Source organism: Rhodococcus sp. HM1, from assembly GCF_023218075.1.
In the GTDB taxonomy this organism is placed as follows: domain Bacteria; phylum Actinomycetota; class Actinomycetes; order Mycobacteriales; family Mycobacteriaceae; genus Rhodococcus.
In genome coordinates this window covers 112,897-127,822 of record NZ_JALPTB010000006.1, presented here as the reverse complement: position 1 = coordinate 127,822, position 14,926 = coordinate 112,897, and the positions used below count along the sequence as shown (strand labels likewise).

Sequence of the window (14,926 nt, the reverse complement as noted above, 5' to 3'; positions counted from 1 at the left end):
GCGCGAGCACGTTCGAACTAGCAAGGGGTAGCCGTCCGATGGCAACGTACGCGATCGTCAAGACCGGCGGTAAGCAGTACAAGGTCGCTGAGGGCGACCTCGTCAAGGTCGAGAAGATCGAGGGTGAGCCCGGCACGGCTGTCTCGCTTGCTCCGGTCCTCGTCGTCGACGGGTCCGAGCTGACCACCGACGCCGACAAGCTGGCCAAGGTCTCGGTCACCGGTGAGATCGTCGAGCACACCAAGGGCCCGAAGATCCGCATCCACAAGTTCAAGAACAAGACCGGTTACCACAAGCGCCAGGGCCACCGTCAGAAGCTGACGGTCGTCAAGGTCACCGGCATCAAGTAACTCGAGACTTCCAGCTTCAACCCCAGGAGGGTTCGTCATGGCACACAAGAAGGGTGCATCCAGCTCCCGTAACGGTCGCGATTCGAACGCGCAGCGACTCGGCGTCAAGCGTTTCGGCGGCCAGGCCGTCAACGCCGGCGAGATACTCGTGCGTCAGCGCGGCACCCACTTCCACCCCGGCGTGAACGTGGGACGCGGCGGCGACGACACGCTGTTCGCCCTTGCTGCCGGCTCGGTCGAGTTCGGCACCAAGCGCGGTCGCAAGACCGTCAACATCGTTCCGGTCGCGGCAGACGCCTGATCTGCCGTCCGATTCGGACGCTGCGAGGGTGTCCCTCGCGACATACTCCCAGTAGGGGCGGACCAGGGTCGCATACCCGGTCCGCCCCTACTGTTTTCGTTTACACCCCTGATTTTCGTATACACCCCGATGCCCAATGTCATCGGTTCTTCGGACGGAGAGAGGTCCACCCATGTCCCGCTTCATCGACCGGGTGGTGCTGCACGTCAGCGCCGGCAAGGGCGGCAACGGTTGCGCCTCCGTCCATCGCGAGAAGTTCAAGCCGCTCGGCGGCCCCGACGGCGGTAACGGGGGCAACGGCGGCGACGTGATCCTCGAAGTGGACGGCAACGTGCACACGCTGCTCGACTTCCACTTCCACCAGCACGCCAAGGCCACCAACGGCGCGCAGGGCGCGGGCAGCAACCGCGACGGCGCGAACGGCGCCGACCTGGTGCTCAAGGTGCCCGACGGCACCGTCGTCCTCGACTCCGACGGAAAGGTGCTCGCCGACCTCATCGGCGTCGGCAACCGGTTCGTCGCGGCGAAGGGCGGCCGCGGTGGTCTCGGCAACGCCGCGCTCGCCTCCAAGGCCCGCAAGGCCCCCGGCTTCGCGCTGCTCGGTGAGGAAGGCGAAGAACGCGACCTCGTCCTCGAACTCAAGTCCGTCGCCGACGTGGGCCTGCTCGGTTTCCCGTCCGCGGGCAAGTCGTCGCTGGTGTCGGTGCTGTCCGCGGCGAAGCCGAAGATCGCCGACTACCCGTTCACCACGCTGGTCCCGAATCTCGGTGTCGTGCAGTCGGGCGACACGACCTTCACCGTCGCCGACGTGCCGGGCCTGATCCCGGGCGCGAGCGAAGGCCGCGGCCTGGGCCTGGACTTCCTGCGGCACATCGAACGCTGCGCGGTGCTCGCCCACGTCGTCGACTGCGCGACCCTCGAACCGGGCCGCGACCCGATCTCCGACATCGACGCACTCGAAGCCGAACTCGCCGCCTACCAGCCGGCGCTGTCGGGGGACAGCAGCCTCGGCGATCTCGCCGACCGGCCCCGGATCGTCATCCTCAACAAGGCCGACGTGCCCGACGCCGCCGAACTCGCCGAGTTCGTCACCCCGGAACTCGAGGCCCGCGGCTGGCCGGTGTTCACCATCTCGGCGGTCAGCCGTGAAGGTCTGCGTCCGCTGACGTTCGCGCTGGCCCGGATGGTCGAGGAGTACCGGGCCGCGCATCCGCCGGCGGCACCGAAGCGTCCGGTCATCCGGCCGGTGGCCCGCGACGAATCCGGCTTCAGCGTCATCGCCGACCCGGAGACCCCCGGCGGTTTCATCGTCCGCGGCACCCGGCCGGAACGTTGGGTGCGGCAGACCGCGTTCGACAACGACGAGGCCGTCGGCTACCTCGCCGACCGGCTCGCGCGGCTCGGTGTCGAGGAAGAACTCGTCAAGCAGGGCGCCGAACCGGGCTGCTACGTCACCATCGGCGACGTCAGCTTCGAATGGGAGCCGCAGACCCAGGCCGGTGTCGACATCGTGCCCACCGGACGCGGCACCGACGCGCGGCTCGACCAGGTCGACCGCGTCAGCGCATCCGAGCGTCGTCACGCGAAGAAGGTCCGTCGCGGTCTCGCCACCGACGACGACGAATTCTAGATCGGCGCCCACCCGAAAGGCAGGCCAGAACCACCGTGAGCGACACCCGCGAGGTCATCGCTTCCGCACGCCGCGTAGTCGTGAAGATCGGCTCGTCGGCCATCACCAGCGTGGTCGGCGGCCTCGACCGTGACCGCCTGGACCGGCTCGTCGACGCGATCGAGGCCCGCATGCAGGCGGGGTCCGACGTCACGGTCGTGTCCTCCGGGGCGGTCGGCGCCGGTCTCGCGCCACTCGGGCTGACCAGCCGGCCTCGCGACCTGGCCACCAAGCAGGCCGCCGCCAGCGTCGGCCAGCTCGCGCTCGCCCACGCGTGGGGCACGTCCTTCGCCCGCTACGGCCGCACCGTCGGTCAGGTGCTGCTCACCGCGGACGACATCGGCCGCCGGACCCAGCACCGCAACGCACAGCGCACCCTGGACCGGCTGCGGGCGCTGCACGCCGTTCCGGTCGTCAACGAGAACGACACGGTCGCGACCACGGAACTGCGGTTCGGCGACAACGACCGGCTCGCCGCGCTCGTCTCGCACCTCGTCGGCGCCGACGCGCTGATCCTGCTGTCGGATGTGGACGGTCTCTACGACGGTGATCCCCGCAAGGGCAGCGCCACGCTGATCCCCGAGGTCACCAGCCCCGAGGACCTCGACGGGGTTGTCGCCGGATCCGGCGGCGCACTCGGCACCGGCGGGATGGCGTCGAAACTGTCCGCGGCGCGCCTGGCCGCCGACTCGGGGGTGCCGGTGCTGCTCACCGCCGCCTCGCAGGCCGATCGGGCGCTCACGACCGCGGACGTCGGCACCGCCTTCGCGGCCCGCCCGGACCGCATGTCCGCCCGCAGGTTCTGGGTGCGGCACGCCGCCGACGTCCACGGTGAGCTGCACCTCGACGCCGGGGCGGTCCGCGCTGTCGTCGAGCGGCGGCGTTCGCTGCTGGCCGCCGGCGTCACCGGCATCAGCGGAACGTTCCACGCCGGGGACGTCGTCGGGCTGGTCGGGCCGGACGGGCGGACGGTGGCGCGCGGCGTCGTCGCCTACGACGCGAGCGAACTGGACTTCATGATCGGCTTCTCGACGCAGAACCTGCCGCCGGATCTGCAGCGACCCGTCGTGCACGCCGACGACCTCGCCCGCCTCTAGGGTCAGGAAGCCGCCTGCAGCGGAGCCGCGGCCAGGGCGGCGAGGGTTTCCGAGCAGCCCGCCTCGACCCGCACATCCGCGAAGCGATCGCCGCGGGTGCGCCCGCGATTGACGATTGCGACCGGCTTACCGTCCGCGGCGGCCCTTCGAACGAACCGCAGCCCGGACTGCACCGTCAGCGAACTGCCCGCCACGAGCAGCGCGTCGGCCTCGTCGACGAGCGCGTACGCCCGCTCGACGCGGTCGCGGGGGACGAACTCCCCGAAGTACACGATGTCGGGTTTGAGCATCCCGCCGCACCGCACACAGTCGACGATCCGAAAGTCGTCGGTGTTCTCGACCACCGCATCCGCATCCGGCGCCACCTCCGAACCCGTTGTCGCGTGGACGTGTTCGAGGAATCCGGGATTGGCGGCGGTCAGCAGTTCGGAGAGCGTGAACCGCGAGATGCGATGGTCGCAGGCGAGGCAGCGCACCTGCGCGTAGGTGCCGTGCAGGTCCACCACGCGGCGGCTGCCGGCCTTGGTGTGCAGCAGGTCCACGTTCTGGGTGATCACCCCGAGCACCGTGCCGCGACGCTCCAGTGCGGCGAGTGCGCGATGCCCGTCGTTGGGGCGGGCGGCGTCCATGTGACGCCAGCCGATGTGATTGCGCGCCCAGTAGCGGCGGCGGAACACCGGATCGCCGACGAACTGCTGGAAGGTCATCGGGTTGCGCGGGGGAGAGGTCGGGCTCCGGTAGTCCGGGATGCCGGAATCGGTGCTGAGCCCGGCGCCGGTCAGAACCGCGACCCGACGCCCGGCCAGCAGCGAGTGCAGTTCGTCGATCACGTCGTCCACGGTAGCGCGCCCGATCCGCGCGTTCCGTCCCGCGCGGCGCCGGCAGTGAACACAATGGACCGATGGCACCGACAGGCAAGTCGTCCGACGCCGTCGAACTGGTCGTCGGCGACCGGACCGTGCGCCTGACGCATCCGGACCGGGTGTACTTCCCGAAGACGGGCGCGACGAAACTGGACCTGGCGCAGTACTACATGGCGGTCGGCGACGGCATCGTGCGGGCGCTGCGGGAACGGCCGTGCATGCTGCACCGCTTCCCGGAGGGGCTCGACGGTGACAAGGTGCACCAGAAGCGCCTGCCGCGCGGCGCCCCGGACTGGGTGCAGACCGTGCAGGTCCACTTCCCGCGCTACGACCGCTACGCCGACGAACTGTGCGTCACCCATCTCGCGGACGTGGTGTGGGCGGTGCAGATGTCCACGGTCGAGTTCCACCCGTGGAACTCGCGGCGCGCGGACGTCGAACGCCCCGACGAGTGGCGCATCGATCTGGATCCGATGCCGCAATGCGATTTCGATACCGTGCGGCGCGTCGCGGGTGTCGTGCACGAGGTGCTCGACGAACTGGGCGCGACCGGGTGGCCGAAGACGTCGGGTGGTCAGGGTCTGCACGTGTACGTGCGGATCGAACCGCGGTGGGAGTTCGGTGATGTGCGCCGGGCCGCACTCGCGTTCGCGCGCGAGATCGAGCGGCGGGTTCCGAAGGACGTCACCACCACCTGGTGGCGCAAGGACCGGGATCCGACGAAGCTGTTCGTCGACTACAACCAGAACGCGCGCGACCACACGATCGCCGCGGCGTACTCGGTGCGCGGGGTCCCGGAAGCGACCGTGTCGGCGCCGGTGCGATGGGACGAGATCGACGACGTCGACCCCCGGGACCTCACGATGCGGACGGTGCCGGACCGGTTCGCGGAACTGGGCGATCTGCACGCCGGGATCGACGACGCGGTGTTCGCGCTCGATCCGCTGTTCGAGTGGGCGGACCGGGACGAGGCGTCCGGTCTCGAAGAGCCGGATCAGTAGCCCGCGCTGGTGTCGATGACTGCGATGAGTTCGGCGCCGGAGGCGAAGCGGGTGACGTTCTCGACGACGTGTTCGACGAAGGCGGGCACCCGTAGCGCGGGCGGGTTCGAATCGTGCGGGGTGATGATCGCGTTCGGCAGCGACCACAGGGGATGGCCGTCGGGGAGGGGTTCGGGATCGGTGACGTCGAGACCGGCACCGGCGATCGTTCCGGTGGAGAGGGCGTCGACGAGCGCGTCGGTATCGACGAGCGATCCGCGGGCGACGTTGACGACCCACGCCGACGGCTTCATCGCCGCGAACTGACGGGCACCGACCAGCCGCACGGTCTTCGCGGTCGCGGGGGCGGCGATCACGAAATGGTCTGCAGCGGGCCAGAGTTCGTCGATCCGTTCGACCGGGAGAGTCTCGGTGGCGCCGGGGACCGGACGGCCGCTGCGGGTCACCGCGAGCGAATGTGCGCCGATGCCGGCCAGCATCGGGATCAGCGCCCGGCCGATACCGCCGGCGCCGACGATGCCGACGGTCGCGCCACGCAGTGTGCCGAGAAGCGGGTAGAACTCCGTCGGCGTCCACGACGACGCGGCCAGGTGGGCGGGCAGTGCCCGCACTCCGGCGAGGAGCAGCGCCAGGGCGTGCTCGGCGACCGTGGCGGCGAAGGCTCCGGCCGCGGAGGTCCAGGTCAGCTGCGGATGCGCCTTCACGGTGCCGCCCTCGAGCCACTGCTCGACCCCTGCGGCGGGCAACTGCACCCAGCGCACCGACTCGGGTAACGACGCCGGGAACTCGGCGGGTCCACCGGTCCACACCAGGGCGTCGGGTTGCTCGTCGAGTCGGCACGGCACGCCGCCGCCCCGCACTATCGCCTCCTCGAACAACACGTCCGAGGTGGGACCGACAGCGATACGGGGCGGACGCGTGAAGGTCATGGTTCCGACTCTATTCGCGCGCCCGCCCCGGGTCATCCCGTGTGCTGTGCTCAGACGACCTCGACGAGCGGGTAGACCCCGTTCTCGTCGTGGACTTCACGTCCGGTCACCGGCGGATTGAACACGCACAGCATCCGCATCCGGGTGTCCGGTTCGACGCGATGCCGCTCGTGGCCGTTCAGCAGGTACATCGTGCCCGGCGCCAGCGGGTACACGGTGCCGGTCTCGAGGTCGGTGAGGGTGCCGGTGCCCTCGACGAGCCACACCGCCTCGACGTGGTTCGCGTAGTGGAACTCGTTGACGGTGCCGGCCTGGATGGTGGTCTCGTGGAAGGAGAATCCGACGCGGTCGCCGCCGAGCACGATGCGCTTGCTGCGCCAGTTCCCGTTCTCGGCCTCGACGTCGCGGTCGGTGCCGGTGATTTCGTCGGTGGTGCGTACGATCATGAAAAATCCTCTGCTGTAAAGACTCTCGCTTCAGGGTTGCGGCTGTGGATCAGGCGCAGACCTTCGCGGTGGCCTCGGCGATGATGTTGAGCCCGTACTCGAGCTCGTCGTCGGTGACGGTCAGCGGCGGCAGCAGCTTGACGACCTCGTCGGACGGTCCCGCGGTCTCCGCGAGCAGACCCTCCTCGAACGCGAACGCGCACACCTTCTGCGCGTCGCTCGGATCGTCGAACACCAGACCCTGGACGAGACCGCGACCGCGGGTGGACACGCCGTCGAACATCGTCGCCAGGTTCATGAACGTCTGGCGGATCCGTTCCCCCTTCCGCAGGGTGTCGCGTTCGAGGCGATCGTCGGACCAGTAGTGGTCGAGGGCGGCCCGCGCGGTCACGAACGCGGGGTTGTTGCCGCGGAACGTGCCGTTGTGCTCGCCCGGGCCCCACACGTCCAGTTCGCGTTTGAACAGGGTCAGCGCCAAGGGAAGTCCGTAACCGCCGATCGACTTCGACAGGGTCACGATGTCCGGTGTGATGCCCGCGGCCTCGAAGGAGAAGAACGGTCCGGTGCGGCCGCAGCCCATCTGCACGTCGTCGACGATGAGCAGGATGCCGCGCTCGGTGCACAGATCGGCCAGCGCGCGCAGCCACTCGGGGCGCGCGACGTTCACGCCGCCCTCGCCCTGCACGGTTTCCACGATCACCGCGGCCGGCCGGTTCAGGCCGCTGCCCGAATCGTCGAGGACGCGCGAGAACCAGTGGAAGTCCTCGGTGGCGCCGTCGAAGTAGCCGTCGAACGGCATCGGGGTCGCGTGCACGAGCGGCACACCGGCGCCCGCGCGCTTCATGGAATTTCCGGTCACCGACAGCGAGCCCAGCGTCATACCGTGAAAAGCGTTGGTGAAGTTGACGATCGACTCGCGGCCGGTCACCTTGCGGGCCAGTTTCAGCGCTGCCTCGACGGTGTTGGTTCCGGTCGGGCCGGGGAACTGCACCTTGTAGTCCAGTCCGCGCGGATCGAGGATCGTGCGTTCGAACGATTCGAGCAGTTCCCGCTTGGCCACGGTGTGCATGTCCAGGCTGTGGGTGATGCCGTCGTTCATGATGTAGTCCACGAGCGCGGTCTTGAGCACCGGGTTGTTGTGCCCGTAGTTCAGGGCGCCGGCGCCGGCGAAGAAGTCGAGGTAGTCCTTGCCGTTCTCGTCGCGCAGCCACGAGCCCGATGCGGTTTCGAAAACCGTGGGCCAGGAGCGACTGTAGCTGCGTACCTCGGATTCGAGATTCTCGAAAATGTCGGTCCGAGAAATTTCACGCTGTTCCAGGATGGTCATTTCTGCGTGCTCCTCCTGTTTTGAATTGTGATCGGGACCGAAAATTTCAGTCGCCGATTGTGTAGAGATCTTCGGGCAGGTGGGAATCGGGGAAATCGTCCGCTGCGAACAGATCGGTGCGCGTGATATAGGTGCCGCGCTGCTGGGCGACGGCCGTGAACAACGCGATGGAGGCCGAGTTGTCCGGACTGATGGTGGTCTCCAGGCGGGTCACACCGCAGTGGCGGAGCCGGTCCAGGAGCGTGTGCAGCATCCGGGCCGCCACGCCGCGTCCCCGCTGATCTTCGTCGACGGCGACCTGCCACACGAACAACGTGCCGGGCGCCTCCGGGCGGCGGTAGCCGGTGACGAACCCGACCGGCCGGTCGAACTCGTCGGTCGCGACGAGCGAGGTCGCGGCGTAGTCACGGCACCACAGCACATAGGCATACGAGGAATTGACATCGAGCACCCGGGAATCGCGAGCGATTTCCCAGATCCGAATTCCGTCTGCGATGCGAGGTGTCCTGAACTGCAATTCGGCCGGCGTTCGCAAGCTCGGTTCGGCCGGTGCGAGGGTCGGGGTACTTCTCTCCGTAACGGGCGTCATAAGTAATGGCAACGTAACAACCACGTGTGCCGAAATCACGCGCGTCGCGGAAATCGATCTTCGGAACCCCGGATTACACGCAGGTAAGAGCACTCGAGTGAGATGGGCCACATCGTGTAGCGATCGGTGCGGCCCCACCGATTACTTCGGGCTCGCCAGCGCGAACGGGAGCACCGCTTCGGCGCCCGCTGCGCGCAGCGTCCGCGCCGCCATCGTCAGCGTCCACCCCGTGTCGGTGACGGCGTCGACCAGCAGCACCGGACCGTCGACACCCGTGAGGTCCGGCGGGATCCACGCATCGACGAGCGCGGCGATGCGATAGGCCGAGTTCGCCGCCGTCACCGGCGGCCGCCCCGGACGGGACCGCAACGTGCCCAGATCCCGCAGGCGGCCGATCCGGGCCAGACCCGCGGCCAGCGAGCCGACGAGCAGCGGATGCGACTCCGACTCCACGGCCATCACCGCGACCGGGCGCTGTGCCCAGTCCCACGCGGCGAGCACCGAGATCGCGGCCCGCATGAGCTCGTCCGGGGCGGGGGCGTCCGGACCGTCCAGCAGCGCGCGCAGTCGTGGACCCCACCCCAGGTCGGACAACCGGCCCAGCACCCGCCCGGGTTCGGGTCCGTCGGTGATCCGCCCGGACAGCGACACCCCCAGCTTCGCCATGCCCGTCGGCCACTGCTTGCGCGGCGCGAGATCGACACCCGGGCGGTCCAGGCGCGCCACCGTCTGCGCCACACCGGCTTCCTCCACGTCGGTGCTCCAGCGCGGGCCGCAGCAGTTGTCGCACCGGCCGCAGCCCTCGGCGGAGGCCGTGAGCTCCGGGTCGTCGAGCTGCCGGCGCAGGAACAGCATCCGGCACTCGGTGGTGCGTTCGTATTCGAGCATGGCGGCCTGCTCGGCGGCGCGGGCCTCCTCGAGCCGGGCGTAGCGCGGCGCGTCGTAGTGCCACGGCTGCCCGGTCGCGACCCAGCCGCCCTTGACGCGGCGCACCGCACCGTCGACGTCGAGCACCTTGAGCACCATCTCGAGCCGCGACCGGTTCAGATCCACGAGCGGCTCGATCGCCGGCGTCGACTGCGGACGGTCGGTGTCGAGCACCTCCACGACCCGGCGCACCAGCGCCTCGTCGGGGAACGCGACCGACGCGAACCACTTCCAGATCTGCTGATCCTCGCGGCCCGGCAGGAGAACGACCTCGGCACGATCGGTGGAGCGGCCCGCGCGGCCGACCTGCTGGTAGTAGGAGATGGGGGAGGACGGTGCCCCGAGATGCACCACGAACCCCAGGTCCGGTTTGTCGAAGCCCATGCCCAGCGCCGACGTCGCCACCAGCGCCTTGACGCGGTTGTTCAGCAGATCCGCCTCGAGTTGCTCGCGTTCGGCGGTGTCGGTCTGCCCGGTGTACGCGGCGACGGCGTAACCCCGCTCGGCGAGCAACGCCGCCAGATCCTGCGCCGCCGACACGGTCAGCGCGTAGACGATGCCGGAGCCGGGCAGCTCACCCAGATGCTCGGCCAGCCACGCCGCGCGGCGTGCGGGCTCGTCGATCCGGACGACCGACAGGTGCAGCGAGGGGCGGTCCAGGCCGCCGCGCAGCACCAGCGTTTCCGCGGTGCCCTCGCCGACGCCCAACTGGGCGGCCACGTCGGCCACGACGCGATCGTTCGCGGTCGCGGTCGTCGCCAGCACGGGGATGCCCTCGCCGAGTTCGGCGACGAGCGTGCGGATCCGCCGGTAGTCCGGGCGGAAGTCGTGACCCCAGTCGGACACACAGTGCGCCTCGTCGACCACGACGAGACCGGCATCGCGGGCCAGGGCGGGCAGCACCTGATCGCGAAAGTCGGGATTGTTCAACCGTTCCGGGCTGACCAGCAGGACGTCGATCTCACCGGACGCGATGCGCTCGTGGATCTCGTCCCACTCGGTGACGTTGCCGGAGTTGATCGTCGCCGCCCGCACCCCGGCGCGTTCGGCGGACTCGACCTGGTTGCGCATGAGCGCCAGCAGCGGCGAGACGATCACCGTCGGACCGTGCCCGTGGGCACGCAGCAGTTTGGCGGAAATGAAGTACACCGCGGACTTGCCCCACCCGGTGCGCTGCACCACGAGCGCGCGGCGCCGCTGCACCACCAGCGCCTCGATCGCCGTCCACTGGTCCTCGCGCAGGCGCGCGTGCGGGCCGGCCAGTTCGCGCAGGAGTCGTTCGGCCTCGTCACGCAGATTCGTCGTCGCGATACTCATGCGGACCATCGTGCCGGAACAGGGTGACACGGAACGCGGGACGGTGGCTCCCGGTGCCGGTGGGGCGGTGCCGCGTCGAACGCACGGCCCGGCGCGGTGAACGGTCACAACCATGCGACGAGCGCGCAACGATCCTACGATCGCGCTTCCGGTAACAGACCAGCCGGTCGCCCCGATGGCACGCAGTGCCGCAATTGTAGAAGCCGTTGCGCAACAGTAGGTTACGCCCCTCGCGTGTCCTGGGCCGGGCTCGAGGGCAGGCGAGTGGTGTGGGTCCCTCGGGCCGGAAGAATGTGACGGGCCTTTCCTTGCGGCGGCTAATCTGGGCGCATGAACGGGCACCACCTTCTTTCCGATGTCACGTCGGAGTCGAACCGAATTCACCACTCCGCGTTTCGGAACAAGATCGTTTCTGCCGAGGAGGCGGTGCGGTACATCCACCCCGGTGACACGGTCGCGATCAGCGGGTTCGGCAGTGCCGGCACTCCCAAGGCCGTCACACCCGCGCTCGCGGAGCGGATCCGGCACGCCCGCGCCGGCGGTACGGACTTCACGATCAACCTTCTCACCGGTGCCTCCGTCGCCGCCGAGACCGAACGCATGCTCGCGGAGGTCGACGGCATCTCGCTGCGCATGCCCTACCAGTCGGAGGCGACGGCACGCCGCTCCATCAACTCCGGTGGCATGGACTACCTCGACATCCACCTGTCCCACGTGGCCCAGCAGGTCTGGGAGGGGTACTACGGGCACATCGACGTCGCGGTCATCGAGGTCTCCGGCATCACGGAGAGCGGTGAACTGATCCCGTCGACGTCGATCGGCAACAACAAGACCTGGCTCGACGTCGCCGAGAAGGTCGTCCTCGAGGTCAACTCCTGGGTGCCGGACGCGATGAACGGGATCCACGACGTCTACTACGGCACCGCGCTGCCCCCGAACCGCAAGCCGATCATGTTGACCGGCGTCGAGGACCGCATCGGCCAGCCCACCCTGCGCGTCGACCCGGCCAAGGTCGTCGCCGTCGTCGAGACCAACCTGCGCGACAGCGCGATGCCGCTGACTCCGCCGGACGCCGTCAGCAAGACGATCGCCGGGCACGTACTGGAGTTCTTCGAGTTCGAGGTCTCCAAGGGACGCCTGCCCGCCGATTCGCTGTTGCCGCTCCAGTCCGGTGTCGGCAACGTCGCCAACGCGGTGCTGCAGGGCCTCGACGCCGGACCGCACAAGGGGTTGACCTGCTATTCCGAGGTCATCCAGGACGGGATGCTGCACCTGATCAAGCACGGCACCGTGAAGTACGCATCCGCGACGTCGCTCGCGTTGACCGCGGAGGGTGTCGACGAGCTGGTGGCCAACATCGACTTCTACCGGGAGCACATCGTGCTGCGGCCGCAGGAGATCAGCAACCACCCGGAGATCGTCCGCCGCCTCGGCATCATCGCCATGAACGGCATGCTCGAGGCCGACATCTACGGCAACGTCAACTCCACCCATGTCATGGGAACCAAGATGATGAACGGCATCGGTGGTTCCGGCGACTTCGCTCGCAACGGCTATCTGTCGATGTTCCTGAGCCCGTCGACCGCGAAGGGCGGCAGCATCTCGGCGATCGTGCCGATGGTGCCGCACGTCGACCACACCGAGCACGACACCCAGGTGATCGTCACCGAGCAGGGCCTCGCCGATCTGCGCGGGCTGTCTCCGCGTCGCCGCTCACGCGTCGTCATCGACAACTGCGCCCACCCCGACTACCGGGACGCGCTGCACGAATATGTCGCGCGTGCCGAGGCCGAAGCCGGCGGGCACACCCCGCACCTCCTCGGCGAGGCACTGTCGTTCCATCAGCGGTTCGTGGAAACCGGGTCCATGCTCCCGTGATCGTCCACCCGCGCCGGTCGGTGGATCAGTTTCCACCCACCGGCGCGGGATCGATCTGCTGCTGCGGCAGCGACTCGGTGAGCGCGGCCGACACCTCCTGCAAGGGGGACGGTCCGGACCCGTTCGGCACCGTCAACGCGACGTAGACCGGCCGGTCCACCGCGAACCACGTACTCGCGGCGATGCCCTCGGCTTCGCCCGACACCTCGAACCACTGCACGCCGTCGACGACCTGCAGCGCCGCCGCCGCATCGAATTCGGCGGGACGATCCAGACCGCACCGCAGCACCACCGGTTCCGCATCGGCGGTCTGCCAGGCCGCGGTGCCGGGCGGAGCGGGATCGACCAGTTCGGCGCGCGTGTAGTCCCCGAGCTTCTCGGGCAGTGCCGCGAGCAGGTCTGCGCACGCGGCGGATTCGGCCTGCGGCGCGGGAACCGGTCCGAGTGCGAGCGGGCCGAGCACCGGATTGCGGTCGATGATCACCGCGGCGACGACGACTCCGGCGAGCAACGCGACCGGCAGTGCGATGGCCGTCGCGATCACCGCGGGATGGCGGCGTTCCTCCTCGGCCACCTGTGCGTCGGCACCGGCGGCGTCGGATTCGGGTTCGGGAGAAGAATCGGATTCGATCATCAGGTCCATCTTCGGGAGCGGTAGCGTGACCCGAACCTATCAGTGCCTGTCACGGCACCGGACCGCACCGGCCGGAGCCGGAAGGAGACTTCTGCCACCGTGCCCGACCCCACCGGCCCCACCGTCGCCGAACTCGGCGAATTCCCCGTCATCGATCGCGCGACCGCCGGCCGTCGCCAGCCCGCGACGACCCTGGTCGGGCCGGGACACGATGCAGCACTCGTCGCCGCGTCCGACGGCCGCGTCGCCGTTTCCACGGACATGCTCGTCGAGGGCAGGCACTTCCGGCTGGACTGGTCGAGTCCACAGCAGGTCGGACGCAAAGCTGCGGCGCAGAACGGTGCGGACGTCGCGGCGCTCGGCGCCCGCCCGACCGCGTTCGTCGTCGCACTCGGGTGCCCGCCCGGTACCCCCGTGGCCGTGCTCGAGGGGATCTCCGCCGGTCTGGGGGAAGCCGCCGAGGAGATGGGCGCGGGGGTCGTCGGCGGCGACCTCGTGCAGGCCGATCAGGTGATCGTCTCGGTGACGGTGCTCGGCGACCTCGAAGGCCGGGCGCCGCTGCTGCGCACCGCGGCCCGGCCCGGTGACGTCCTCGCGCTGGCCGGCACCCTGGGCCGGTCCGCCGCGGGGTTGGCGCTGCTGCTCGCCGGTCACGGCGGTCACCCCGATCTGGTGGAGGCCCACCGCGTTCCGGCCCCGCCGTACGCAGCGGGGCCGGCGGCGGCGCGGGCGGGTGCGCGCGCCGGGACCGACATCTCGGACGGTCTGCTCGCCGATCTCGGGCACATCGCGGCCGCGTCGGCCGTGGCCATCGACGTCGAGTCGGCCCTGCTCGGACCGGGCGACGATCTGCGCGCTGCCGCGGCGGACCTGGACGCCGATCCGTGGGAGTGGGTGCTGACCGGGGGAGAGGACCATGCGCTGGCCGCGTGTTTCCCGCCGGAGGTGGCGCTTCCCGAGGGCTGGCACCGCATCGGCTCGGTGCGTGCGGGGGCGGGCATCACCGTCGACGGCCGCGACCACGCGGGTCCCGGCGGCTGGCAGAGTTTCTCGAGATAGGTTTCTGCGTATGGCTGTCTATGCGCTCGGCGATCGTGTCCCCGATATCCACCCCGATGCGTGGGTGCACCCCGATGCCGTGGTGATCGGCAATGTCACCCTCGGTGCACACGCCTCGGTGTGGCCGACGGCGGTGCTGCGCGGCGACTACGGCTCCATCACCGTCGGTGAGTACACCAACATCCAGGACGGAACGATCATCCACACCACGGCGATCCAGTCGACGATCATCGGCGCCCGCTGCGTGGTCGGCCACAACGCCCACATCGAGAGCGCCACCATCGGCGACGGTTGCCTCGTCGGCTCCGGATCGCTCGTGCTCAACGGCGCGACGCTCGGGGCCGGATCGCAGGTCGCCGCGGGCGCGCTCGTCCCGCCGCGGTTCGAACTGCCGGAACGACGCATGGCCATGGGCGTGCCCGCCAAGGTCCGGGAGGGCTTCGAGCTCCCCGAGGGCAGCTTCGAGGAGAACGCGAAGATGTACGCGGCGAACGCCGACTACTACCGCACCGCGTTGCGTCGCATCGACTAGGGGAAAT

Annotated in this window: 15 protein-coding genes; 8 read left to right on the top strand and 7 right to left on the bottom strand. The window is 69.4% G+C overall.

The annotated features are described in order from the left end of the window. Positions 1 to 38: 38 nt before the first annotated feature. From rplU to proB, 4 genes are all read left to right on the top strand, one after another. Positions 39 to 350, top strand: coding sequence for a 50S ribosomal protein L21 (rplU, locus tag M1M07_RS05690; RefSeq protein WP_197250141.1), 312 nt, complete (start codon positions 39 to 41; stop codon positions 348 to 350). 37 nt (positions 351 to 387) lie between these two features. Further along, positions 388 to 651, top strand: coding sequence for a 50S ribosomal protein L27 (rpmA, locus tag M1M07_RS05685; RefSeq protein ID WP_197250142.1), 264 nt, complete (start codon positions 388 to 390; stop codon positions 649 to 651). 172 nt (positions 652 to 823) lie between these two features. Beyond that, positions 824 to 2,281 carry a GTPase ObgE gene (gene obgE, locus M1M07_RS05680; RefSeq protein ID WP_248673544.1) on the top strand — a complete coding sequence of 486 codons (1,458 nt, stop codon included), beginning with the start codon at positions 824 to 826 and terminating at the stop codon, positions 2,279 to 2,281. Positions 2,282 to 2,316: 35 nt separating this feature from the next. Beyond that, positions 2,317 to 3,417, top strand: coding sequence for a glutamate 5-kinase (proB, locus tag M1M07_RS05675; protein ID WP_248673543.1), 1,101 nt, complete (start codon positions 2,317 to 2,319; stop codon positions 3,415 to 3,417). A 2-nt stretch (positions 3,418 to 3,419) separates the two neighbouring features. Here the strand turns inward: proB and M1M07_RS05670 are convergent, their stop codons facing one another. Further along, complete coding sequence (locus M1M07_RS05670; protein ID WP_197256184.1) at positions 3,420 to 4,247, bottom strand: NAD-dependent protein deacetylase; 828 nt, start codon at positions 4,245 to 4,247, stop codon at positions 3,420 to 3,422. Between the two features lie 71 nt (positions 4,248 to 4,318). Here M1M07_RS05670 and ligD point away from each other — a divergent pair, with 71 nt between their 5' ends. Then, complete coding sequence (gene ligD / locus M1M07_RS05665) at positions 4,319 to 5,281, top strand: non-homologous end-joining DNA ligase (protein ID WP_248673542.1); 963 nt, start codon at positions 4,319 to 4,321, stop codon at positions 5,279 to 5,281. Here ligD and M1M07_RS05660 read toward each other — a convergent pair. The 5 genes from M1M07_RS05660 to M1M07_RS05640 all read right to left on the bottom strand — a co-directional run bounded on the left by M1M07_RS05660 (position 5,275) and on the right by M1M07_RS05640 (position 10,816). After that, positions 5,275 to 6,210, bottom strand: coding sequence for a D-isomer specific 2-hydroxyacid dehydrogenase family protein (locus M1M07_RS05660; protein WP_197256182.1), 936 nt, complete (start codon positions 6,208 to 6,210; stop codon positions 5,275 to 5,277). The genes ligD and M1M07_RS05660 overlap by 7 nt on opposite strands. A gap of 50 nt (positions 6,211 to 6,260) precedes the next feature. After that, positions 6,261 to 6,656 carry an ectoine synthase gene (locus tag M1M07_RS05655; RefSeq protein ID WP_197256180.1) on the bottom strand — a complete coding sequence of 132 codons (396 nt, stop codon included), beginning with the start codon at positions 6,654 to 6,656 and terminating at the stop codon, positions 6,261 to 6,263. Between the two features lie 49 nt (positions 6,657 to 6,705). Then, complete coding sequence (gene ectB, locus M1M07_RS05650) at positions 6,706 to 7,983, bottom strand: diaminobutyrate--2-oxoglutarate transaminase (RefSeq protein WP_197256178.1); 1,278 nt, start codon at positions 7,981 to 7,983, stop codon at positions 6,706 to 6,708. Between the two features lie 46 nt (positions 7,984 to 8,029). Continuing rightward, complete coding sequence (ectA, locus tag M1M07_RS05645) at positions 8,030 to 8,572, bottom strand: diaminobutyrate acetyltransferase (protein ID WP_197256195.1); 543 nt, start codon at positions 8,570 to 8,572, stop codon at positions 8,030 to 8,032. A gap of 141 nt (positions 8,573 to 8,713) precedes the next feature. After that, positions 8,714 to 10,816, bottom strand: coding sequence for a RecQ family ATP-dependent DNA helicase (locus M1M07_RS05640; RefSeq protein ID WP_248673541.1), 2,103 nt, complete (start codon positions 10,814 to 10,816; stop codon positions 8,714 to 8,716). 330 nt (positions 10,817 to 11,146) lie between these two features. Between M1M07_RS05640 and M1M07_RS05635 the strand changes: the two genes are divergently transcribed. After that, positions 11,147 to 12,694 (top strand): acetyl-CoA hydrolase/transferase family protein, encoded by a 1,548-nt coding sequence (locus tag M1M07_RS05635; RefSeq protein WP_248673540.1) that lies wholly within the window; start codon positions 11,147 to 11,149, stop codon positions 12,692 to 12,694. A 25-nt stretch (positions 12,695 to 12,719) separates the two neighbouring features. On the opposite strand, the gene M1M07_RS05630 is transcribed toward M1M07_RS05635, so the two are convergent. Continuing rightward, complete coding sequence (locus tag M1M07_RS05630; protein ID WP_197256174.1) at positions 12,720 to 13,328, bottom strand: DUF3515 domain-containing protein; 609 nt, start codon at positions 13,326 to 13,328, stop codon at positions 12,720 to 12,722. Positions 13,329 to 13,427: 99 nt separating this feature from the next. Here M1M07_RS05630 and M1M07_RS05625 point away from each other — a divergent pair, with 99 nt between their 5' ends. Then, positions 13,428 to 14,387 (top strand): thiamine-phosphate kinase, encoded by a 960-nt coding sequence (locus tag M1M07_RS05625; protein ID WP_197256172.1) that lies wholly within the window; start codon positions 13,428 to 13,430, stop codon positions 14,385 to 14,387. 10 nt (positions 14,388 to 14,397) lie between these two features. Further along, a complete protein-coding gene (locus M1M07_RS05620) occupies positions 14,398 to 14,919 on the top strand; it encodes a gamma carbonic anhydrase family protein (RefSeq protein ID WP_197256170.1) in 522 nt (173 codons plus the stop codon). Positions 14,920 to 14,926 lie beyond the last annotated feature (7 nt).

What these genes read in the sequence shown, in the direction of transcription:
- M1M07_RS05640 (WP_248673541.1), bottom strand. Translation starts at nt 10,816, where the DNA reads ATGAGTATCGCGACGACGAATCTGCGTGACGAGGCCGAACGACTCCTG.
- ectB (WP_197256178.1), bottom strand. Translation starts at nt 7,983, where the DNA reads ATGACCATCCTGGAACAGCGTGAAATTTCTCGGACCGACATTTTCGAG.
- M1M07_RS05655 (WP_197256180.1), bottom strand. Translation starts at nt 6,656, where the DNA reads ATGATCGTACGCACCACCGACGAAATCACCGGCACCGACCGCGACGTC.
- ectA (WP_197256195.1), bottom strand. Translation starts at nt 8,572, where the DNA reads ATGACGCCCGTTACGGAGAGAAGTACCCCGACCCTCGCACCGGCCGAA.
- obgE (WP_248673544.1), top strand. Translation starts at nt 824, where the DNA reads ATGTCCCGCTTCATCGACCGGGTGGTGCTGCACGTCAGCGCCGGCAAG.
- M1M07_RS05630 (WP_197256174.1), bottom strand. Translation starts at nt 13,328, where the DNA reads ATGATCGAATCCGATTCTTCTCCCGAACCCGAATCCGACGCCGCCGGT.
- rpmA (WP_197250142.1), top strand. Translation starts at nt 388, where the DNA reads ATGGCACACAAGAAGGGTGCATCCAGCTCCCGTAACGGTCGCGATTCG.
- M1M07_RS05620 (WP_197256170.1), top strand. Translation starts at nt 14,398, where the DNA reads ATGGCTGTCTATGCGCTCGGCGATCGTGTCCCCGATATCCACCCCGAT.
- M1M07_RS05660 (WP_197256182.1), bottom strand. Translation starts at nt 6,210, where the DNA reads ATGACCTTCACGCGTCCGCCCCGTATCGCTGTCGGTCCCACCTCGGAC.
- M1M07_RS05635 (WP_248673540.1), top strand. Translation starts at nt 11,147, where the DNA reads ATGAACGGGCACCACCTTCTTTCCGATGTCACGTCGGAGTCGAACCGA.
- rplU (WP_197250141.1), top strand. Translation starts at nt 39, where the DNA reads ATGGCAACGTACGCGATCGTCAAGACCGGCGGTAAGCAGTACAAGGTC.
- ligD (WP_248673542.1), top strand. Translation starts at nt 4,319, where the DNA reads ATGGCACCGACAGGCAAGTCGTCCGACGCCGTCGAACTGGTCGTCGGC.